A 19,918-nucleotide genomic window follows, 5' to 3' on the forward strand; every position below is an offset into this window, starting at 1 on the left:
GACCTGCTCAGGCGCGCTTGAAGACGAGCGTGCCGTTCGTGCCGCCGAACCCGAACGAGTTCTTCAACGCCACGTCGATCTTCATCTCGCGCGCGGTGTTGGCGCAGTAATCAAGATCACATTCCGGATCCTGATTGAAGATGTTGATCGTCGGCGGCGATATCTGATGATGCACGGCGAGTACCGTGAACACGGATTCGAGACCGCCAGCGCCGCCCAACAGGTGGCCCGTCATCGATTTGGTCGAATTCACGACCATGCTCTTCGCGTGATCGCCAAAAGCGCGCTTGATGCCGGTGGTTTCCGCGAGGTCGCCCAACGGCGTGGAAGTGCCGTGAGCATTCAGGTAGTTCACCTGATCCACGTTCACGCCCGCGTTCTTGAGTGCCGCCAGCATGCAGCGACGCGCGCCATCGCCGTTTTCCAGCGGCGCGGTCATGTGATACGCGTCGCCGCTCATCCCATAGCCGCTCACCTCGGCGTAAATCTTCGCGCCACGCGCCTTCGCATGTTCGTACTCTTCGAGCACCATGACGCCAGCGCCCTCGCCCAGGACGAAACCGTCGCGGTCCTTGTCCCAGGGACGGCTCGCCGTTGCCGGGTCATCATTGCGCTGTGACAGTGCGCGCGCCGCGGCAAAACCCCCAATCCCAAGCGGCGACACGGTCGATTCCGCACCGCCCGCGATCATGACGTCGGCGTCACCATATTCGATCAGGCGCGACGCTTCGCCGATGCAATGCAGACCGGTGGTACACGCAGTCACGATTGCGAGATTCGGGCCTTTGATGCCGAATTTGATCGACAGATGGCCAGAGATCATGTTGATGATCGAAGCCGGCACGAAGAACGGCGAAATCCGGCGCGGACCGCGGTTGAGCAATTCGGTTTGCGTCACTTCGATCATCGGCAGACCGCCGATGCCCGAACCGACCACCACACCGATGCGTTCCGAATTTTCGTCGGTGACTTCGAGCCCGCTGTCCTGCATCGCCTGGATGCCGGCAGCCACGCCGTAATGGATGAACGTATCCATGTGGCGTGCTTCCTTACCCGGGATGTAGTCCTCGATATTGAAGCCCTTCACCTCGCCCGCGAAGCGGGTCGTGAAATTCGACGCATCGAACTTCGTGATATTGGCAATACCCGACTTGCCGGCGACCAGATTGGCCCAGCCGTCGGCAACATTATTGCCAACAGGCGAAATCAGCCCCAGGCCTGTAACAACAACACGACGACGGCTCACGGTAACCTCTTTTTCATAGGTGACAAAAGCAAAAGCCACAGCGGCTACAGGAATCAGACCTGTGAGCCCTGTGGCTGTTAACCTGGAAACTGCGCTCGAAACCGCGCTGGCGATGTCATCGCCAACTTCGCCGGCCATAGCGCCAGCCCCGCGAGTACCGAAAGCCGGCACACCAGGACGTCAAGCGCAGCCAACCCAGCAACGCGGGCGCGAATGACCTTAGGCCTTGACGTTTGCGCGAGCGTAGTCGATCGCTTGCTGGACAGTCGTGATCTTCTCAGCTTCTTCATCCGGAATTTCCATGCCGAATTCGTCTTCGAGGGCCATCACGAGTTCGACGGTGTCGAGCGAGTCAGCGCCGAGGTCGTTCACGAACGATGCTTCGTTCTTGATCTCAGCTTCTGCAACGCCCAGTTGTTCTGCGACGATCTTCTTGACGCGCTGTTCGATATTGTCCATTAACCCCTCCAAGGGAAAAGAAGTTCAAAAATACAGGTGCGCGCATTTTATCAGGTTTGCCCCGGCAAAAAAGCGGCGCGCACGGTTCCTGTCAAGGCATCCGCCCCGCCGCGTCGAGAAACGCGTCACGGCGCGGATAGTAACCGAATTCCATTACGACATGTACATGCCACCGTTTACATGCAACGTCGTGCCGGTGATGTATCCGGCCTGCGGCGAAGCAAGAAACGCAACAGCATGTGCGATGTCGTCCGGGTTGCCCAGACGGCCAAGCGGAATCTGGGCCTTGAGCGCGACTTGCTGCTCTTCTGGCAAGGTCTTCGTCATGTCGGTGTCGATGAAGCCCGGCGCAACGCAATTCACCGTGATGCCGCGGCTGCCGATCTCACGCGCCAGCGCCCGCGTCATACCTGCTACGCCGGCCTTCGCCGCTGCGTAGTTGGCCTGCCCCGGGTTGCCGGCCGAACCGACCACCGACGTGATGTTGATAATCCGGCCGCCACGGGCTTTCATCATCGGACGCAGCACAGCCCGCGACAAGCGGAATACGGACTTGAGATTGGTATCGATCACCGCGTCCCAGTCGTCGTCCTTCATGCGCATGGCCAACTGATCCTGGGTGATGCCTGCGTTGTTCACCAGCACGTGCAACGTGCCGAATTCTTTCACCGTGCCATCGATCAGCGCTTCCGCCGCTGCAGCGTCGTTCACGTTCAGCACGGCGCCGCGACCGTTCACGCCTTCGGCCTTGAAGGCAGCGGTAATCGCCTCGGCGCCGCTTTCGCTGGTTGCCGTGCCGATCACCGTGGCGCCCTGGCGCGCCAGTTCGAGCGCGATGGCGCGACCAATGCCGCGTGAGGCGCCCGTCACGATTGCGATCTGCTTATCGAGAGTCTTTTCCATCTGTCAGTCCGGATTGCCCGTGAGGGCTGATTGTGATCTTCAAGCTGTAGTAGGTACTTGCCGTACCTTTGGCTTGCGCGGCACTCAGGCCGTCACGAGCTTCAGCGTCTCTTCGAGCGAGGCCGGATCGAACACCGACGCGCCTACCAGATTACCGTCGATGCGCTTGGTCAGACCCGCCAGAACCTTGCCGGGACCGCATTCGATCACGTGCGTGACGCCCTGACCGGCCATTGCCTGCACGCACTCCACCCAGCGCACCGCGCCGGCAGCCTGACGCACGAGCGCATCTTTGATGGCGGCCGGTTCGTTAGCCACCGCCACGTCGACATTGTTGACGACCGGAATCTTCGGCACTTGCACCTCGACGCTTGCCAGGCGCTCGCGCAACTGATCAGACGCGGGTTTGAGCAGCGACGAATGGAACGGTGCCGAGACCGGCAGCGGCAACGCACGCTTTGCGCCGCTGGCCTTGGCGAGTTCGCAGGCCTTCTCGACCGCGGCCTTGTGGCCGGCGATCACGACTTGCGCGGGCGCGTTGAAATTGACCGCTTCCACGACACCCGCGGACGAGGCTTCCGCGCAGACCGCGCGCACCGTGTCGTCGTCGAGACCGAGAATGGCAGCCATGCCGCCCACGCCGACCGGCACGGCCGTCTGCATGGCCTGCGCGCGAAAACGGACGAGCGGCACCGCGTCGCGGAACGCCAGCGCACCCGCGGCGACCAGCGCCGTGTATTCGCCGAGGCTGTGGCCGGCGACGATCGCCGGTGCCGGACCGCCCGCAGCCAGCCAAGCACGGTAGACCGCATACGCAGCAGTGAGCATGACCGGCTGGGTATTGGTGGTGAGATTCAGGTCATCCACCGGACCTTCAGCGATCAGCTTGCCCAGATCCTGGCCGAGCGCGTCGGATGCTTCCTGAACCGTCTCGCGCACGACAGCGTGATCGGCAAATGCGTTGAGCATGCCGACCGACTGCGAGCCCTGGCCAGGAAAAACAAACGCAAATTTCATAGGATCCTCAAAATTCGATTTTTCAGATAGGCAGGACGCATGGCCTGATCGACGCAATCAACCTCTGCGGGCGGCGCCAACGCGCCGCCTCAATCAGCCGTCAATAACGGATAACCGACGCGCCCCACGTGAAGCCGCCGCCAACGCCTTCAATCAAGATGTTTTGGCCACGCTTGATGCGACCGTCGCGCACGGCAACGTCGAACGCAAGCGGAATGGATGCAGCCGAAGTATTGCCGTGCTCGCCCACCGTGACGACCATGCGTTCCTGCGGCAGGCCGAGCTTGCGGCAGGTGCTTTGCATGATACGGATATTGGCCTGATGCGGAATCAGCCAATCGACCTGGTCGGCCGTAAGGCCAGCTTTGCCAAGCGCTTCGACAGCGACCTTTTCCAGCACGTTGACGGCGAGCTTGAACACCGCCTGACCGTCCATGTGCAGAAACGCGCTACCGGCGATCACGCCGCCGTTCACGTTGCCAGGAGTGCAGAGGATGTTCGAATGACTGCCGTCGGCGTGCAGTGCGCTGGCGAGCACACCCGGTTGTTCGGAGGCCGAGAGGATCACGGCGCCTGCGCCGTCGCCAAACAACACGCACGTGGTGCGGTCGTTGAAATCGAGCAGTCGTGAGAAGGTCTCGGCGCCGATCACCAGTGCGGTGCGGTGCTGGCCGCTACGGATGAAGCTGTCGGCCGTCGCCACTGCGTAAGCGAAACCGGAACAGACCGCCTGCACGTCGAACGCAGCGCCGTTGTTCCTGATCCCCAGCTTGTTCTGCAGCAGGCACGCCGTGCTCGGAAACACGAAGTCTGGCGTGGAGGTGGCAACGATGATCAGATCGATCGATTGCGGGTCGACATCCGCCGCTTCGATCGCACGCTGGGCGGCGATGAGCGCGAGGTCGCTGGTCGTGACGTCCGGTTCGGCGAAGTGACGCGCATGGATGCCCGTGCGGGCAACGATCCACTCGTCGCTCGTCTCGACGCCCTGCCTGGCGAGACGTTCAGCCAGTTCCTGATTGGTGACGCGTCCGGGCGGCAGATAGCTGCCGGTGCCCAGCACGCGGGAATAAATTGTCGATTGAGCCATTATGCCTTCGAGGATTGCGCAGCGTAGGGCTCGGCTGGCTGGCCTGCAGCGGGGCTTGCGTAACCCGCGCCGCTTGCGTCGCGCGTCGCCTGCTCCAGAGAGCTTGCGTTGTCTTCCATCGCTCGCGCAAGGCGCTCCAGCACGCCGTTTTTGACCGCATCATACCCGCGTTTGATCGCCCACTCAAACGCGTAGGCATCTGCCGAGCCGTGGCTTTTGATGACGAGACTGCGCAAGCCGAGCAGTGCTGCGCCATTGTATTGCCGGTGGTCGACACGCTTCTTGAAGCGCATCAATACCGGCAACGCGAGGAACGCCATCACCTTGGTCAGCCACGAACGGCCGAACTCTTCCTTGATGATGTCGCGGATCATCTGCGCGAGCCCTTCCGACGTCTTCAGCGCGACATTGCCGACAAAACCGTCGCAAACGATCACGTCGGTCGTGCCCTTATAGATGTCGTCGCCTTCGACGTTACCGTGAAAATTCAGTGTACTCGCCCTGAGCAGTTCACCGGCACGCTTGATGGTCTCATTGCCCTTGATGACCTCTTCGCCAATATTGAGCAAACCGATCGTGGGCCGCTCCTTGCCTTCGAGCGCGGACACGAGCGCATGCCCCATCTCCGCGAACTGCAGCAAATGCTGCGGCTCGCAATCGACGTTGGCGCCCAGGTCGAGCATCATCGTATAGCCAGTGGGATTGGGCAACGCGAACGCAATCGCCGGACGTTCGATGCCCGGCAGCGTTTTCAGAACATAGCGGGACACGGCCATTAACGCGCCGGTGTTGCCAGCGGAAATGCAGGCCTGCGCCTCGCCTTCCTTGACACGGTTCAGCGCCACGCGCATCGACGAGTCTTTCTTCTTGCGCAGCGCGACCTCAACCGGATCGTCCATGGCGACGATCTCGGAAGCCGGCACGACGATCAGGGAGGGCTCGCTTTCAGCCTTGCACTTTTTGAGCTGCGCGCGAATGGCACTTTCGATGCCGACGAGCATCAACTGCGCATCAGGATGCGAACGAACGAAGCTGACCGCTGCGGGAACGGTCACGGACGGGCCGTGGTCGCCCCCCATGCAATCTATTGTGAGCTTTACTGTCATGGAGTGCGACGAATTTCAGGCGCCCTGCATGGGATCGCGGCAAGCGCAAACGCGCTAACTACGATGGACACAAAAAAGCGGCCGTAGAACGCCGCCTTTTTGTTGAGCCGGGAAAATGTCAAGCGAGCCGATCGCCACGCGAAACGCCAAAGGGCGCAACGCAGTGTAACGATTAGTCGTTCTTCGTCTTGACGACTTTCTTGCCGCGATAGTAGCCGTTCGGGCTAACGTGGTGACGCAGATGCACTTCGCCCGTGCTCGGCTCTACAGCCAGCGGCGCTGCGCTGAGGAAATCGTGCGAACGGTGCATGCCGCGCTTCGACGGCGACTTCTTGTTTTGTTGGACTGCCATGATAACTCCTAAAAATTTTCCGAATTCTAACACAGCCCGATACTGCAATCGCCACTGGCCGTATGGCCAACGCGCCGCATCGCGCTCCTATGCAACTGTTCAGTGCTTCTCGCCGCCGGAACCACCTTTCTTGAGCGCTTCGAGCGCCGCAAACGGATTGGGCCGTTCAGGCTCGCCGCCCTCTTCCACCTGGTCCTGCGCGGCTTCGTCGCCCGCGCCCTCTTCACCCGCCACCCCCGACACGAGAGACTCGTGCACTTCCGGGCAAACATCGTGTTTGGGCACCAACGGCAAATTCAGCAGCAACTCTTCTTCGATCAAGTCGATAAGATCGAAATCGGTTGAACCCACGATCACATCGACTTCATCCTCGTCGAGCGGAAACTCTTCGGCTTCCGCCTCGGTGTTGACGATCCGGTAAGTCGCATCGACGTTGAACGCCTGCAAATACGGCGTGAGACACCGTTGACATTCGAGCCATGCCGACCCATGAACTGCAAGCCTGAGATAAGGCTGCGGCCCCTCGGTGCCATTGTCCTGCAATTCCGGCTGCGTCGCCCCTTCGGCCTGCCAGGTGAACGCGCTTTCGCGCTCTGGCGCTTCCGCCGGGACTTCGTTTAACATGCGCGGCAGTTGCGAGACGCGCACGAGACCCGCGGCCTGGCGCCCACTACGCGCGAATTCGAACAGATCGAGATCATGCGGGTCGGCGAGACCTACAGGTTTGCCAGGATGTTGAGTCATGTGCGCTCCTGTGTCGGCACGGATTTAGCCGGGGTAACCGGTATGGTGAGTATGCTGCCTGTTACCTCACCGCCACTACAAGACAAACCCTGATTGCAACTGGACCGCAACGTTGCACGGGTTTGCAAAGCCGGGATTGAAACGCCGGTCGAAACGTGGCTGCACATACACATACCGATGAAAAGCCCAAAATCATATCCGTTTTGTCTTTTCGAGTCAAACACTTAAGCCCGCACGCGCCAAGGCCCGTGCGGCCTACCCTCTTTAGCCGTTGGTTCAACATGCCGGATACCCTTTCTCGCCCGCCGCGCCTGATTCTCGCGTCGAGTTCACGCTACCGCCGGGAGCTTCTGGAGCGCTTGCGCATCGCGTTTGACATTGTCGTGCCCGCTATCGACGAAACGCCCCTGCCGGGCGAAATGCCCGAAGCGACCGCCCTGCGGCTCTCCGAGGCCAAAGCACGGGCCGTCGCCGCCAGGCTTCCAGCCGGCGAGCACGCGCTCGTGATCGGCTCGGACCAGGTCGCCACTTATGACGGCCTGCAAATCGGCAAGCCCGGCTCGCACGACAAGGCGCTCGCGCAATTGCAGGCGATGCGCGGCCGCGAAGTGCTGTTTCATAGCGCGCTCTGCCTGTTCGATAACCGTGACGGCAGCGCTCAGGCGCTCGACGTCATTACGACGGTGCGTTTCAGGAACCTGCCTGATTCCGTGCTGGAGGCCTATCTGCACGCCGAAACGCCTTACGATGTGGCCGGTAGCGCCAAATCCGAAGGACTCGGCATTGCCCTGCTGGATGCGATCGAGTCGGACGATCCGACGGCGCTCGTCGGACTGCCGCTCATTGCACTCTCGCGGATGTTGCTGGCGGCCGGTTTTCCACTGTTGGGGGCGTCATGAGCGGCACTCTGTATCTGATCCCGAATACGCTCGGCGAGGGCGACGCCGAGGCGCTCGACGCCGTGCTGCCCGCGCCGGTGCGGGCTCGGGCCGCGGCGCTGCAGTACTACATCGGCGAAAACGCGAAAACGACGCGGGCCTTCCTGAAGAAAGTCGGCACTGAGCGCCCGATCCAGGAAATCGAGATTCGCGAGCTGAATGTGAATACGCCGGCCGGCGAAATCGACAAGCTGCTCGCGCCGATTCTCGCCGGCACCGACGCCGGCCTAGTCTCCGAGGCTGGCTGTCCAGCCGTGGCTGACCCGGGCGCGCTGCTGGTGCGGCGGGCGCACGAACGCGGCGTCAAGGTCGTGCCGTTCGTCGGACCCAGTTCGATTCTGCTGGCGTTGATGGCGTCCGGACTGAACGGCCAGAGCTTCGCGTTTCACGGCTATTTGCCCGTGGACGCGGCGGAGCGCGCCAAGCGTCTGCGCGATCTGGAACAACAGTCGCGCAAGGGCAAGCAGACCCAGATATTTATCGAAACGCCCTACCGGAACAAGGCGCTGCTCGATACGCTGCTGGCCACCTGCGCACCGTCGACGCTGGTTTGCGTGGCGGTGGACCTGACGCTGGAAACAGAGACGATCGCCAGCCGCACGGTGGCGGACTGGAAAAAAGCGCCGGCACTGGATCTGCACAAGCGCCCGGCGATTTTTCTGTTACTGGCCGTCTGACGCACGCGCTCGCCGTCCGAGCGGATCGTATGCCGTGGACGCCGCCTCAAGTGGCGCCCACGGCCGACACACTTCACCGCAGACTCATCTTCCCGCCCAGCACCATCGCATGCACGGCGGCGCCGCCCACGGCCGCGCCGAACTTGCGCGCCACACGGTCGGTGATGCTTTCCTTCACCGTGTAATCGACGATATCCGGCGCCTTGATGATCTCGCGCGCCACGTAGTCGGTGTCGCCAAAGCCATCGGCCAGCCCCAGATCGACACTCTGCTGCCCCGTCCAGAACAGACCCGAGAAGACATCCGGTGTTTCATGCAAGCGCTTGCCGCGACCCTCGCGCACGGCGTCGATGAATTGCTGGTGGATCTGGTCGAGCATCTCCTGGGCGTGCGCGTCCATCTTCGGCGTCTCCGGCGAGAACGGGTCGAAAAAGCCCTTGTTTTCACCCGACGTGTGCAGACGCCGTTCGATACCGAGCTTGTCCATCAGTCCCGTAAAGCCGAAGCTGTCCATCAGCACACCGATCGAGCCGACGATACTGGCCTTGTCCACGTAGATCTTGTCCGCTGCCGCCGCCGCGTAGTAACCGCCCGAGGCACACATGTCGCCCACCACCACATACAGCGGAATAGACGGATATTTGGCGCGCAAACGGCGAATATCGCGGTTGATGATGCCCGCCTGCACCGGACTTCCCCCCGGACTGTTGCAGCTCAGGATCACGCCTGCGGTACCGGCGTCGTCGAAGGCGCTTTCCAGCGCGGAGTCGACGTCATCGGCATTGGCATTGGTGTCCGCGGCAATCTCGCCGTCCAGCGACACGAGCGCCGTGTGGCGGCCGGTGGTCGCTACCTTTTCGCCGGAAAAGTCGAACAGGCCCCAGACGACCAGCAGAAACACGATGATGAAAACAAAGCGGAAAAAGATCTTCCAGCGCCGCGCCGCACGCTGTTCGCTGATGGCAGCCAGCGCAATGCGCTCGAGGGCCGCGCGTTCCCAGCCCGGCTCATCAGTAGGCGATAGCTTGCGGGCCGCTGAGGACGGCTGGTTCGGATCGGGAGTGAGATTGTCGGCCATGCGTCGCAGATCGAAGAGTCAGGGGGTGACCGGACACAGGTCGTCGTCCGGCAGCCAGAATACCGCGCGGCCATCCGGCGTATCCCGTTCGTCGACCTGAACGGGACGCAGCCTGCCGCCACGGCACGGGCCGCCGACACATTTACCCGTGTCCGGCGCGTAAATTGCGCCGTGCGTGGCGCACATCAAGTATAAGCCCGATGATTCGAAGAACTGGCCTTCGACCCAGTCGAGCTCCATCGGCACATGCGCACAGCGGTTCAGATAACCGTGAGCCGCGCCACCGTAGCGGATAAAGAAGACCACAGCATCGCCGCCCGCGTATTTCGCCGGGCGGCGATGCCCTGCACCGCCTTCGATCAGCTCGTTTGACGCACAGATTCGCACCGGTTCCATGGCGTCGCCGCTCATGCGTTCTCGAGCAGCCAGGCCGACAGCGCCCCAACGCTCGTTGCAACGAACTTCGGTTCGAGCGCGACGAGCGAGGCGGCCGGATGAGCGCCGTAGGTCACGCCGATGCCGGCCACGCCGGCGTTGATCGCCATCTGCAGGTCGTGGGTGGTGTCGCCCACCATCACCGTGCGCGCGACGTCCTGACCCAACTCCCGCGTCAGCTCGTGAAGCATGGCCGGATGAGGCTTCGAGAAGGTTTCGTCGGCGCAGCGCGTGCCGTCGAAGAGGCTCGTGAGATGCGACTGGTCCAGCGCCCGGTTCAGGCCCACGCGGCTCTTGCCCGTGGCGACGCCCAGCAGATAACCTTGATCACGCAGTGCCTGCAGCATTTCGCGCACGCCGGCGAACAGCTCGGTGGTCTGGTCCTTGATCAGATAGTGGAAGCGATAACGCTCCGCGAGCCGCGGATAGTCCGACGGGTCGAGCGTGGGCGCGGCGATCTGCAGCGCGTCGCGCAGGCCGAGGCCGATCACGTAGCTCGCCGCCTCGTCCGCCGGCACCGGCAAACCGAGGTCGCGGCAAGCCGACTGGATGCTCCGCGTGATGTGCACGGTCGAATCCATCAAGGTACCGTCCCAATCGAAGACGATCAGGTCAAATTGCTCTCTAGCCATGCGTATCCGTCTCCGGGGTTGACCCTTTATTCAATTCATTGAGCTGCTCGACGAAGCGCCGGCATTCCGCCGGCAGCGGCGCCTCGAACTGCAGCACGGCACCCGTGACGGGGTGCGCCAGCTTGAGCCGGTAGGCATGCAGAAACATCCGCTTGAGCCCGGGGCGCGCGTTGGTGCGCGCCAGATCCTTGTTAAGCGCGAAGTCGCCGTATTTGGCGTCGCCGACAATCGGCAATTCCAGATGCGCGAGGTGAACCCGGATCTGATGCGTGCGCCCCGTCTTCAGTTCCGCCTCGAGCAGCGCGTAGTCCGGCCAGCGGTCGACCAGATTGAACACCGTATGCGACGCGAGCCCGTCAGCCTGGACCCGCACACGCCGCTCGCCATCCGCCGTCAAATATTTGTGGAGCGGCTCCTTGACCGCCCGGCGGCGGCCCCAGTCGCTCAGCCATTCGCCGTGGACGCACGCATAGTAGCGCTTGTCCATCCTGTTCTCGCGAATCTGCTCGTGCAGTCCGACCAGCGCGGCGCGCTTCTTGGCCAGCATCAGGACGCCCGAGGTCTCGCGGTCGAGCCGGTGCACCAGTTCGAGGAATTTCGCCTCTGGCCGCGCCGCGCGCATCTGTTCGATCACCCCGAAGGCCACGCCGCTGCCGCCATGCACGGCGACGCCGGCCGGTTTGTCGATAACCAGCATGTGGTCATCTTCAAAAAGAATATTGAAATGGGCGGCCGGGACGGGAGCGTGAGTGCTCGCTTCGCTTCCCTGGGCGATCCGGATGGGGGGCACACGGACCAGATCGCCATGCTCCAGACGGTACTGGGCATCGACCCGTCCCTTATTTACACGCACTTCTCCGCTGCGCAGGATGCGATAAATATGGCTCTTCGGCACCCCTTTACAGACCCGTAACAGGAAGTTGTCGATGCGCTGTCCGGCCGCACTGTCATCGATCTCGATCATCGAGACCTGGTCGCTTGCGACCGATTTCTGGGATATTTTGCCTAACTCTTTCATTCTGAATATAATTTGCCCAGCAGTCTGCGGCGGCCGGCGCATTGTCCGGTATTCTGGCAGTCTGCGCAGGTGCAAGCGATAAACAGTCATTTTACTTGCGCCCGGGTCTGGTTGCTCACCCGCATAACGAGATGCAACAAGTTGCACGCACGGAGTCAGCACCCGGCAGGGACGGCGCCCACAGGCGCGTTCGGTCACGGTCGACTCCGCGGTAACGGAATTTTGGCAAGAAAGAATTTAGCTGCGAGCCTTGGTATCGGGCGGTTTGACGTCCTGCAGGTTGAGGCTTCCAGTTGCGAAAATACGGCGTGCGCCCGAGGCGTCTTGTAGAAAGTACAAGACATGGCGACGTCAAAATGAGGCGAGACACCCCCGGCGAGAAAAGACGCGCCCTTGCGCGAACTTCCCGCTGCGGCATGACCCGATCCTTCGACCCTCCGGTCACGCGCCCAGTTGGCGCACCGGCGCGAGTGGACGAAGGCAGTTCCAGGTCAGCCGGCAGAACCCGCGGCGTGTCGGGTCGTTATTTGAAGCCGTGTTCGCATGTGCCCTGCGGCACCGTGTCCTTATGGACCGGGCCCTCCCAGGCAATTCTCCCCGCCATTTTTCCCGCTCCAGCGTGCTTGTGAAAACACAATAAGGCGCGGCATGCCGCTGCCCTGATCGTCCTTTGCGTCCGACAAACGCAAGGCGTGGGCAGGCTAAGCCGCTCTGGAGCCGTTCAATGAAACGAATGTTGTTCAATGCAACGCAGCAGGAAGAACTGCGCGTAGCCATCGTCGATGGGCAAAAACTCATCGATATCGACATCGAAACCGCCGGGCGCGAACAGCGCAAAGGCAATATTTACAAGGGCATCATCACCCGCATCGAGCCGTCGCTCGAAGCCTGTTTCGTCAACTATGGCGAAGACCGCCACGGTTTTCTGCCGTTCAAGGAAGTCGCCCGCCAGTATTTCCGTGACGGCGTCGACATGCGCTCCGCGCGCATTCAGGACGCCCTGCGCGAAGGCCAGGAACTGATCGTTCAGGTCGAAAAGGAAGAGCGCGGCAACAAAGGCGCCGCCCTCACCACCTTCATTTCGCTCGCGGGCCGCTATCTGGTCCTGATGCCGAACAACCCGCGCGGCGGCGGCGTGTCGCGCCGGATCGAAGGCGACGACCGTCAGGAGCTGCGCGAAACCATGGCGCAGCTGCAACTGCCGGAAGGCATGAGCATCATCGCGCGCACGGCCGGCATTGGCCGCTCCGCCGAAGAACTGCAGTGGGACCTGAACTACCTGATGCAACTGTGGCGTGCCATCGAAGCCGCGTCGCAAAGCGGTTCGTCCGGCCAGCCGATGCTGATTTATCTCGAATCGAGCCTCGTGATCCGGGCGATTCGCGACTATTTCCAGCCGGATATCGGCGAAATCCTCATCGACACCACTGAAATCCACGACCAGGCCCGCGCCTTCATGGATATAGTGATGCCGGATAATGTCAGCAAGGTGAAGCGGTATCACGACGATGTGCCGCTGTTCTCGCGTTTCCAGATCGAGCACCAGATCGAAACCGCGTACTCGCGCACGGTACCGCTGCCTTCCGGCGGCGCCATCGTGATCGACCACACGGAAGCGCTGGTCGCGATCGACGTGAACTCGGCCCGCGCCACCAAGGGCGCCGACATCGAGGAAACCGCCGCCCGCACCAACCTCGAAGCCGCCGACGAAGTGGCCCGCCAGTTGCGCCTGCGCGACCTGGGCGGCCTGATCGTGATCGACTTCATCGACATGGAATCAGCCAAGAGCCAGCGCGAAGTCGAACAACGCCTGAAAGACGCGTTGAAGCACGACCGCGCGCGCGTCCAGATGGGCAAGATTTCGCGCTTCGGCCTGATGGAACTGTCGCGTCAACGTCTGCGCCCGGCCCTGTCGGAAGGCAGCCACGTGACGTGCCCGCGCTGTAACGGCACGGGCCACATCCGCGATACCGAATCGTCCGCCCTGCAGGTGCTGCGGATCATTCAGGAAGAAGCAATGAAGGAAAACACCGCGGCAATCCATTGCCAGGTGCCGGTCGAAGTGACCGCCTTCCTGCTGAACGAGAAGCGTGCCGAAATCAACAAGATCGAGTCGCGTTTCAAGGTCAATGTCGTCCTGATCCCGAACAAGCACCTCGACACGCCGCACTACAAACTCGAACGCCTGCGTCACGACGATGCACGCCTCGACGATCCGCGCGCTTCGTGGAAGATGGCCGAAGAAGCGGCCCGCGAACTGGAATCTGAAACCGGTTACAGCAAGCGCACCGAAGAAGTGAAGCCGAAGCAGGAAGCGGCGGTTAAGGGCATCACGCCCGAAAAGCCGGCACCGAGCGCACCGGTTCGCCCCGCAGCGCCGGCCACGGCTGCGCCTGTCGCAGTCACGCCGGCTGGCGGCGGCTTCATTGGCTGGCTGAAGAACCTGTTCGGCATGGCACCGCCTGCTCCGGCACCGGTCGCACCGGCGCCCGCCGAGAAGACGGCGCGTCCGGCCCGGGGCGATCGTCCGGAACGCGGTGAGCGTAGCGGCGAGCGCGGTGGCGAGCGCAACCGCAATCGCCGTGGTGGCGCAACCGGCCGGGACGGCGCCGCACGCGGCGACGCCGCGGCTGTCGGCGGCCGTCAAGGCCAGCCGGCGCAGCGTCGCGACGAACGTGAAGGACGCGAAGGCCGTGAGGCGCGCGAGGGTCGCGAGCCGCGTGAAGCACGCGAGGCCCGTGAACCGCGTGAGAGCCGTGAAGCCCGTGAGGTCCGTGAACCACGCGCCCCCCGCGAACCGCGCGAAGGTCGCGAGAATCGTGACGGCCGCGGCGAGCGCGAAGGCCGTGACACCCCGCGTGGCGAACGCGGTCAGGAGCGTGCAGACCGTGGTGAGACCGTGGAAAGCGCACCGCGCGCCGAACGTGGCGAGCGTCGTGAGCGAGGCGAGCGTCCGGAACGTGGCGAGCGCCGCAAGCAACAGCCGGAAGGCGCAGAAGCGCTGGGCCAGGACGAAAACCAGGAACTGCTGGCGCAGAACCAGGCAGGTAACGTCGAAGGTGGCGCGCCGGTCGATCAGGAAGCCGTGGCTCGTGAAGGTGAAGAACGGCGCCGCCGCCGTCGCGGTCGCCGTGGCGGTCGTCGCGAGCGTGAAGAAGAAGGCGTGAACGGTAATGCTGGCGCCGAAGGTGCCGACGAAGGCGCCGAAGCGGAAACCGAAACGGTAAGCGAGGCTTCGGCCCAGCAGCCGCGTCACGAAACACCGGCTGTTGCACCGGTCGAAGTGGTCGTCGCCGCAGTCGCCACAGAAACCGCAGTCGTCGCCGAACTGCACGCCACCGCCGAAACACCGGTTCTGGCGGCAGAACAGGCCGCGAAGGCGGAAGCCTTTGTGCCGACGCCGGCCGCCGAACCTGCTGCTTTTGAAGCGCCGGTGGTTGCACAAGCTGAACCGACACCGGTTCCGGCTGCACCGGTTGCCGAAGTTGCTCCTGCAGCGCCGGTCGTGACCGAAGCCGCGCCCGTCCAGCCCGTTGAAACGGCGCACGTCGCCGTTGCAGCACCGGCGGTCGAAGCGCCTGTGCAGGTGCCGGCAGCGTTTGAACCGGCGGTTGCAACGGAGCCGGTCGTCGCACAGGCGCCCGCCAGCGATATCGCATCGGTGGCGCCGGCCGTCCAGGTCGCCGCGCCGGTCGAAGCCCAACCTGTGGTCGAAGCAGCGCCTCAGGTCCACGCCGAAGCCGCCGCTCCGGTCACAACGCAACCGGCGTTCGTTGCCGAGCAGGCACCTATGCAAGCCGCCGCGCCGGTACCGGCGCCAGTCGTCGCCGCGCAACCGGCAGCCCGCACCGGTCTGTCGCCGGAAGCCCTGAAGCCAGTGCTGGAAAGCGCCGGCCTCGTGTGGGTCAATACCGACACGACCAAGCTGCACGCCGCGCAGGAGGCTGCTGCACAGGCGGTCAAGCCGGCCCGCGTGCCGCGCGAGCGCAAGCCGCTGGCGCCGCTGGACAGCGCGCCGATGCAACAGGTCGAAACGGGCAAGCACCCGCAGTAAACCATCACCGCGGAGCTTTAGCCGCGGTTCAGAAAGCCCGCCCTCACCGGCGGGCTTTTTTGTTATGGCGGGGCGCGCGTTCGCCCCACTATGCCCGGGCGCGCCATCCGCTAGAATGAAAGTCTGCGCCCCTTAAAAGCACCATTCAGCTCTCCATGTCCCGACGCATCATCCCTCTTGCCGATGTCAGCGCGGTGCCGGTCATCTCCGGTCCCCTGCAGACACCCAGCGGCGTGCTGCGCGATACCCTGTCGCGCCCGCTGCGGGATTTGCGCATTTCGGTGACGGATCGCTGCAACTTCCGCTGCGTGTACTGCATGCCGCGCGCGGTGTTCGACAAGGACTACGGCTTCCTGCCGCACAGCGCGCTGCTGAGCTTTGAAGAGATCGAACGGCTGGCGCGGCTGTTCGTCGCGCATGGCGTGGAGAAAATCCGCCTGACCGGCGGCGAACCGCTGCTGCGTAAAAATCTGGAATTCCTGATCGAGCGGCTCGCGCGGCTCACCACGCCGGACGGCCGGCCGCTCGATCTCACGCTCACCACCAATGGCTCGCTACTGGCCCGTAAGGCGCGCAGCCTCAAGGACGCCGGACTCACCCGCGTGACGGTGAGCCTCGACGCCATCGACGACACGCTGTTTCGCCAGATGAACGACGCCGACTTCGCGGTCGGCGACGTCCTTGAAGGCATTGCCGAGGCCCATGCGGTTGGCCTCACGCCGGTCAAGGTCAACATGGTCGTCAAGCGCGGCACCAACGACACCGAAATCGTGCCGATGGCGCGCCACTTCAAAGGCTCGGGCAGCATCCTGCGCTTTATTGAATACATGGATGTCGGCATGTCGAACGGCTGGAACATGGCCGAAGTGCTGCCTTCGGCCGAAGTCGTGGCACGGATCGCCGAGCACTTCCCGCTCGCGCCGCTCGAAGCCCACAGCGCCGCCGAGACCGCGCAGCGTTGGGGCTATTCGGACGGCAGCGGTGAAATCGGGGTGATTTCGAGCGTCACGCGGGCCTTCTGCGGAACCTGCACGCGCGCCCGGCTTTCGACAGAAGGCAAGCTCTACCTTTGCCTGTTCGCCTCTGCAGGGCACGACCTGCGCGCGCTCCTGCGCAGCGGCGCGAGCGACACCGCGATTGCCTCGACCGTCGCGCACATCTGGCAGGTCCGCAACGACCGCTACTCGGAGTTGCGCGGCAGCGCCGCGGCCGAATTCCATACACCGGAAGAGCGCCGGATCGAAATGTCGTACATCGGCGGTTGAGCTGTCCGGCCCATGCCCATGACTGTTCCGACCGCGAACCTCACCGGCCTCGTCCTCGCCGGCGGGCGCGGCATGCGCATGGGCGGCGTCGACAAAGGACTGCAATTGCTGCAAGGCGAGCCGCTCGCAGGACATGTCCTGAAGCGGCTGGCCCCGCAAACCGGCTCGCTCCTCATCAGCGCCAACCGTAACGCCGATATCTACGCCGCGCTTGGCGCGCCGTTCGGCGCAGTTGTCGTGGCCGACACGCTGGCGGGTTTTCCAGGCCCGCTGGCGGGCCTGCTCGCGGGTTTGCGCGCCGCCGGCACGGAGTTCGTGCTGAGCGCACCGTGCGACTCGCCCGGGTTGCCAGCCGATCTGGCCATCCGGCTCGCGCAGGCACTCGACACGCACGAGACCGACATCGCCACCGTCACCACCCTCGACGCGCAGGGACAACCTTCGATTCACCCCGTTTTCGCGTTGTTGCGCACGAGTCTGGCCGACGACCTCGCGGCCTTTCTGGACGCGGGTGAGCGCAAGGTACGCGCGTGGTACGCGCGCCACAGGACGGTGGAAGTCGCCTTTGCCGATGAGCGCGCGTTTTACAATATCAATTCTTTGCAAGAACTCGCCGACCTCGAGCGTCATTGAGACGTCCCGGAGGTCATAGCAGTTGTCCTGCTCGGGCCGCACGGCGGCCACCGGCACCCGCTCCGGTCGCGACGCGCCTCCATTCATGACCACGCTTAACAATATTTCCAGTTGCGTCGCCCAGTATGATCCCCGTGCGTTGCCGGTAACGGCTGCGCAGGCGATCGTGCGGCAGTGGGCCACGCCGGTCACCGCCATTGAACGCGTGCCGCTGCACGATGCGCTCGACCGGGTGCTGGCCGAAGACATCGTCTCGCCGAGCGACGTGCCGGCGCACGACAATTCCGCCATGGACGGTTACGCCTTCCACAGCGCCGCTCTCGCGAATCCGTCCGCCACCGTCGAACTTGCAGTCGCCGGCCGCGCGTTGGCCGGTCATCCGTTCGGCGGCGCCGTCGCGGTGACGCAGTGCGTCCGGGTCATGACGGGCGCCTCGATGCCGGCCGGCTGCGATACGGTCGTGTTGCAGGAGCGCGTTACACGCACAGGCGACACGATCCAGTTCGCCGCCTCCACCGTGATTGCCGGCGCCAACCGGCGCCTCGCCGGTGAAGATCTGGTGCGCGGCAGTGCAGCGTTGCGCGCCGGCCGGACCCTGCGCGCCTCGGACCTCGGTCTGATCGCTTCGCTCGGCATCGCGGAGGTGCCGGTGCGGCGGCGTCTGCGGGTGGCGTTCTTTTCGACCGGCGACGAACTGCGTTCGCTCGGCGAGCCGCTCGAACCCGGCTGCGTGTACGACAGCAACCGCCATACGCTGTTCGCCATGCTACGGCGCATGAATATCGACGCCCTCGACCTCGGCGTCGTGCGCGATCAGCCCGCCGCGCTCGAAGCCGCGCTGCGCAGCGCCGCAGCCAGCGCGGACGTGGTCTTGACCTCGGGCGGCGTCTCGGTGGGCGAAGCGGATTTCACCCAGCAGTTGCTGCAGACATTTGGCGACGTCGCGTTCTGGAGTCTCGCCATGCGTCCGGGGCGCCCGCTCGCGTTCGGCCGCGTCTGGTCGGGTGACCGGCCGGGTCTCGGACGGCCGGCGCTGTTCTTCGGCCTGCCGGGCAATCCGGTCGCCGTGATGGTGACGTTCTACCAGATCGTGCGCGAAGCGCTGCTGGTCATGTCCGGCGCCACACGGCAACCGGTTGCGCTGCTGCGGGCCGCCAGCCGCGAGATGATCCGCAAGCGCGCGGGCCGTACCGAGTATCAACGCGGCGTCGCCGAGCGTGACGCCCGCGGCCAATGGCATGTCACGCCAACCGGTTCGCAAAGCTCCGGTGTGCTCAGTTCGATGAGCGAGGCCAATTGCTTTATCGTGCTCGAGCATGAGCGCGCCGACGTCGCACCCGGCGAGGACGTCGATATCATGCTGTTCGACGGTCTGATCTGACGCCGCCACCAGCTTCCCGCTCCCAATTCTGACTCTTTACCCTCACACCGACCAACGGCTTTGACCTACATGAAAAAACAGATCTCTTTTATCGCGCCGGGACAGACCGCCAAGGCGCTGATCCTGGTGTATCTGACCTTCAGCGTCCCTATCGTGCTGCTCGGCGTGCTGGTCGCGTTTATCCGCTATGGTTCAGTCGAGTTGAGCACCGTGTTCAGCGCGCTGCTGCTGAATGCGATCCTCGGCTTCGTGCTGCTGTGGATTGCCTGCCATGCCTATAACTGGGTGGCCTCGCGCTTCGGCGGCATCGAAATCCAGCTGAGCGACGCACCCGAGGAAGCGTAATGACCACGACGATCCGTGCCGCCACACCCGCCGATGTCAGCGCCATGTTTTCGCTGATGTACGAGCTGGCCGAGTTCGAAAAACTCACCCATCTGTTCGTCGCCACGGAAGTCGGCGTGCATGACGCGCTGTTCGGCGCGCGGCCGTCGTCGGAAGCCATGGTTGCGCAGCAGGCAGACGGCAGCATCGTCGGCTATGCGTTGTTCTTCCACAATTTTTCGACCTTCCTGGGGCGGCGCGGGCTATATCTCGAAGATCTGTACGTGCAGCCGTCGCAACGCGGCAGCGGTCTCGGCACGCGGATGCTGAAGGAACTGGCCGCTCTGGCCGTCGAGCGGCAATGCGGCCGGTTTGAATGGACGGTGCTCGACTGGAACCGGCCCGCCATCGACTTCTACGAGAAAATGGGCGCCACCGTGCTATCGGAGTGGCGCTTCGTGCGCGTTACGGGCGAAGCACTCGAGAAGCTGGCAGCCCCCGCGACACCCAACGCTGCGTAGCCGATACCCGCTGAAAGGGTCGCCGCACCGCGCGCCTCTATGGGC

Annotated in this window: 20 protein-coding genes; 8 read left to right on the plus strand and 12 right to left on the minus strand. The window is 63.6% G+C overall.

Going from position 1 to position 19,918, the window contains the following annotated elements; all coding sequences use genetic code 11:
• Positions 1–7 precede the first annotated feature (7 nt).
• The 8 genes from fabF to P3T43_RS14930 all read right to left on the minus strand — a co-directional run bounded on the left by fabF (position 8) and on the right by P3T43_RS14930 (position 6,917).
• Positions 8–1,246 carry a beta-ketoacyl-ACP synthase II gene (gene fabF / locus P3T43_RS14895; protein ID WP_429281800.1) on the minus strand — a complete coding sequence of 413 codons (1,239 nt, stop codon included), beginning with the start codon at positions 1,244–1,246 and terminating at the stop codon, positions 8–10.
• Between the two features lie 219 nt (positions 1,247–1,465).
• The gene (acpP, locus tag P3T43_RS14900; protein ID WP_004197638.1) at positions 1,466–1,705 is read right to left on the minus strand and encodes an acyl carrier protein; all 240 of its coding nucleotides are present in this window, start codon (positions 1,703–1,705) and stop codon (positions 1,466–1,468) included.
• Positions 1,706–1,858: 153 nt separating this feature from the next.
• On the minus strand, positions 1,859–2,608 hold the full coding sequence (gene fabG, locus P3T43_RS14905) for a 3-oxoacyl-ACP reductase FabG (protein ID WP_429281801.1): 750 nt from the start codon (positions 2,606–2,608) through the stop codon (positions 1,859–1,861).
• 84 nt (positions 2,609–2,692) lie between these two features.
• Entirely contained in the window at positions 2,693–3,625 is a 933-nt protein-coding gene (gene fabD / locus P3T43_RS14910) for an ACP S-malonyltransferase (RefSeq protein ID WP_429281802.1), read from the minus strand.
• 100 nt (positions 3,626–3,725) lie between these two features.
• Positions 3,726–4,715, minus strand: a complete 990-nt coding sequence (locus P3T43_RS14915; protein WP_429281803.1) for a beta-ketoacyl-ACP synthase III — start codon at positions 4,713–4,715, stop codon at positions 3,726–3,728.
• Complete coding sequence (gene plsX / locus P3T43_RS14920; protein WP_429281804.1) at positions 4,715–5,821, minus strand: phosphate acyltransferase PlsX; 1,107 nt, start codon at positions 5,819–5,821, stop codon at positions 4,715–4,717. Before plsX ends, P3T43_RS14915 begins: the two co-directional genes overlap by 1 nt.
• A 172-nt stretch (positions 5,822–5,993) precedes the next feature.
• Complete coding sequence (rpmF, locus tag P3T43_RS14925; protein ID WP_074263835.1) at positions 5,994–6,173, minus strand: 50S ribosomal protein L32; 180 nt, start codon at positions 6,171–6,173, stop codon at positions 5,994–5,996.
• A 99-nt stretch (positions 6,174–6,272) separates the two neighbouring features.
• Positions 6,273–6,917 carry a DUF177 domain-containing protein gene (locus P3T43_RS14930; protein WP_429281805.1) on the minus strand — a complete coding sequence of 215 codons (645 nt, stop codon included), beginning with the start codon at positions 6,915–6,917 and terminating at the stop codon, positions 6,273–6,275.
• Between the two features lie 281 nt (positions 6,918–7,198).
• Between P3T43_RS14930 and P3T43_RS14935 the strand changes: the two genes are divergently transcribed.
• Both P3T43_RS14935 and P3T43_RS14940 read left to right on the plus strand, forming a co-directional pair.
• The gene (locus P3T43_RS14935) at positions 7,199–7,816 is read left to right on the plus strand and encodes a Maf-like protein (RefSeq protein WP_429281806.1); all 618 of its coding nucleotides are present in this window, start codon (positions 7,199–7,201) and stop codon (positions 7,814–7,816) included.
• Positions 7,813–8,532, plus strand: a complete 720-nt coding sequence (locus tag P3T43_RS14940) for an SAM-dependent methyltransferase (RefSeq protein WP_429281807.1) — start codon at positions 7,813–7,815, stop codon at positions 8,530–8,532. The genes P3T43_RS14935 and P3T43_RS14940 overlap by 4 nt, the downstream gene beginning before the upstream one ends.
• Before the next feature lie 73 nt (positions 8,533–8,605).
• Here the strand turns inward: P3T43_RS14940 and P3T43_RS14945 are convergent, their stop codons facing one another.
• Genes P3T43_RS14945 through P3T43_RS14960 form a run of 4 tightly spaced genes read right to left on the minus strand, consistent with a single transcriptional unit; the run spans position 8,606 to position 11,695 of the window.
• Complete coding sequence (locus P3T43_RS14945) at positions 8,606–9,610, minus strand: S49 family peptidase (RefSeq protein ID WP_429281808.1); 1,005 nt, start codon at positions 9,608–9,610, stop codon at positions 8,606–8,608.
• Positions 9,611–9,628: 18 nt separating this feature from the next.
• Positions 9,629–10,021 (minus strand): Rieske (2Fe-2S) protein, encoded by a 393-nt coding sequence (locus P3T43_RS14950; protein WP_429281809.1) that lies wholly within the window; start codon positions 10,019–10,021, stop codon positions 9,629–9,631.
• Entirely contained in the window at positions 10,018–10,677 is a 660-nt protein-coding gene (locus P3T43_RS14955; protein WP_429281810.1) for an HAD-IA family hydrolase, read from the minus strand. Before P3T43_RS14955 ends, P3T43_RS14950 begins: the two co-directional genes overlap by 4 nt.
• The gene (locus P3T43_RS14960; RefSeq protein ID WP_429281931.1) at positions 10,670–11,695 is read right to left on the minus strand and encodes an RluA family pseudouridine synthase; all 1,026 of its coding nucleotides are present in this window, start codon (positions 11,693–11,695) and stop codon (positions 10,670–10,672) included. The genes P3T43_RS14955 and P3T43_RS14960 overlap by 8 nt, the downstream gene beginning before the upstream one ends.
• Before the next feature lie 724 nt (positions 11,696–12,419).
• Between P3T43_RS14960 and P3T43_RS14965 the strand changes: the two genes are divergently transcribed.
• From P3T43_RS14965 to P3T43_RS14990, 6 genes are all read left to right on the plus strand, one after another.
• A complete protein-coding gene (locus P3T43_RS14965; protein WP_429281811.1) occupies positions 12,420–15,749 on the plus strand; it encodes an Rne/Rng family ribonuclease in 3,330 nt (1,109 codons plus the stop codon).
• Between the two features lie 155 nt (positions 15,750–15,904).
• Positions 15,905–17,014 (plus strand): GTP 3',8-cyclase MoaA, encoded by a 1,110-nt coding sequence (gene moaA, locus P3T43_RS14970; protein WP_429281812.1) that lies wholly within the window; start codon positions 15,905–15,907, stop codon positions 17,012–17,014.
• Positions 17,015–17,032: 18 nt separating this feature from the next.
• A complete protein-coding gene (gene mobA / locus P3T43_RS14975) occupies positions 17,033–17,647 on the plus strand; it encodes a molybdenum cofactor guanylyltransferase MobA (RefSeq protein WP_429281813.1) in 615 nt (204 codons plus the stop codon).
• 85 nt (positions 17,648–17,732) lie between these two features.
• On the plus strand, positions 17,733–19,028 hold the full coding sequence (moeA, locus tag P3T43_RS14980; protein ID WP_429281814.1) for a molybdopterin molybdotransferase MoeA: 1,296 nt from the start codon (positions 17,733–17,735) through the stop codon (positions 19,026–19,028).
• A 69-nt stretch (positions 19,029–19,097) separates the two neighbouring features.
• Positions 19,098–19,373: a hypothetical protein gene (locus tag P3T43_RS14985; RefSeq protein WP_429281815.1), complete on the plus strand. Its 276-nt coding sequence runs from the start codon at positions 19,098–19,100 to the stop codon at positions 19,371–19,373.
• Positions 19,373–19,873 (plus strand): N-acetyltransferase family protein, encoded by a 501-nt coding sequence (locus P3T43_RS14990; protein WP_429281816.1) that lies wholly within the window; start codon positions 19,373–19,375, stop codon positions 19,871–19,873. The genes P3T43_RS14985 and P3T43_RS14990 overlap by 1 nt, the downstream gene beginning before the upstream one ends.
• The last annotated feature ends 45 nt before the right edge of the window (positions 19,874–19,918 follow it).

The organism is Paraburkholderia sp. GAS41, from assembly GCF_050436545.1.
Taxonomy (GTDB): Bacteria; Pseudomonadota; Gammaproteobacteria; order Burkholderiales; family Burkholderiaceae; genus Paraburkholderia.

Coding starts and splice junctions, on each gene's coding strand:
- P3T43_RS14955 (WP_429281810.1), bottom strand. CDS start 10,677: ATGGCTAGAGAGCAATTTGACCTGATCGTCTTCGATTGGGACGGTACC.
- P3T43_RS14915 (WP_429281803.1), bottom strand. CDS start 4,715: ATGGCTCAATCGACAATTTATTCCCGCGTGCTGGGCACCGGCAGCTAT.
- fabG (WP_429281801.1), bottom strand. CDS start 2,608: ATGGAAAAGACTCTCGATAAGCAGATCGCAATCGTGACGGGCGCCTCA.
- P3T43_RS14930 (WP_429281805.1), bottom strand. CDS start 6,917: ATGACTCAACATCCTGGCAAACCTGTAGGTCTCGCCGACCCGCATGAT.
- P3T43_RS14990 (WP_429281816.1), top strand. CDS start 19,373: ATGACCACGACGATCCGTGCCGCCACACCCGCCGATGTCAGCGCCATG.
- P3T43_RS14960 (WP_429281931.1), bottom strand. CDS start 11,695: ATGAAAGAGTTAGGCAAAATATCCCAGAAATCGGTCGCAAGCGACCAG.
- P3T43_RS14945 (WP_429281808.1), bottom strand. CDS start 9,610: ATGGCCGACAATCTCACTCCCGATCCGAACCAGCCGTCCTCAGCGGCC.
- moaA (WP_429281812.1), top strand. CDS start 15,905: ATGTCCCGACGCATCATCCCTCTTGCCGATGTCAGCGCGGTGCCGGTC.
- rpmF (WP_074263835.1), bottom strand. CDS start 6,173: ATGGCAGTCCAACAAAACAAGAAGTCGCCGTCGAAGCGCGGCATGCAC.
- plsX (WP_429281804.1), bottom strand. CDS start 5,821: ATGACAGTAAAGCTCACAATAGATTGCATGGGGGGCGACCACGGCCCG.
- mobA (WP_429281813.1), top strand. CDS start 17,033: ATGACTGTTCCGACCGCGAACCTCACCGGCCTCGTCCTCGCCGGCGGG.
- P3T43_RS14940 (WP_429281807.1), top strand. CDS start 7,813: ATGAGCGGCACTCTGTATCTGATCCCGAATACGCTCGGCGAGGGCGAC.
- acpP (WP_004197638.1), bottom strand. CDS start 1,705: ATGGACAATATCGAACAGCGCGTCAAGAAGATCGTCGCAGAACAACTG.
- fabD (WP_429281802.1), bottom strand. CDS start 3,625: ATGAAATTTGCGTTTGTTTTTCCTGGCCAGGGCTCGCAGTCGGTCGGC.
- P3T43_RS14935 (WP_429281806.1), top strand. CDS start 7,199: ATGCCGGATACCCTTTCTCGCCCGCCGCGCCTGATTCTCGCGTCGAGT.
- moeA (WP_429281814.1), top strand. CDS start 17,733: ATGACCACGCTTAACAATATTTCCAGTTGCGTCGCCCAGTATGATCCC.
- P3T43_RS14950 (WP_429281809.1), bottom strand. CDS start 10,021: ATGAGCGGCGACGCCATGGAACCGGTGCGAATCTGTGCGTCAAACGAG.
- P3T43_RS14965 (WP_429281811.1), top strand. CDS start 12,420: ATGAAACGAATGTTGTTCAATGCAACGCAGCAGGAAGAACTGCGCGTA.
- P3T43_RS14985 (WP_429281815.1), top strand. CDS start 19,098: ATGAAAAAACAGATCTCTTTTATCGCGCCGGGACAGACCGCCAAGGCG.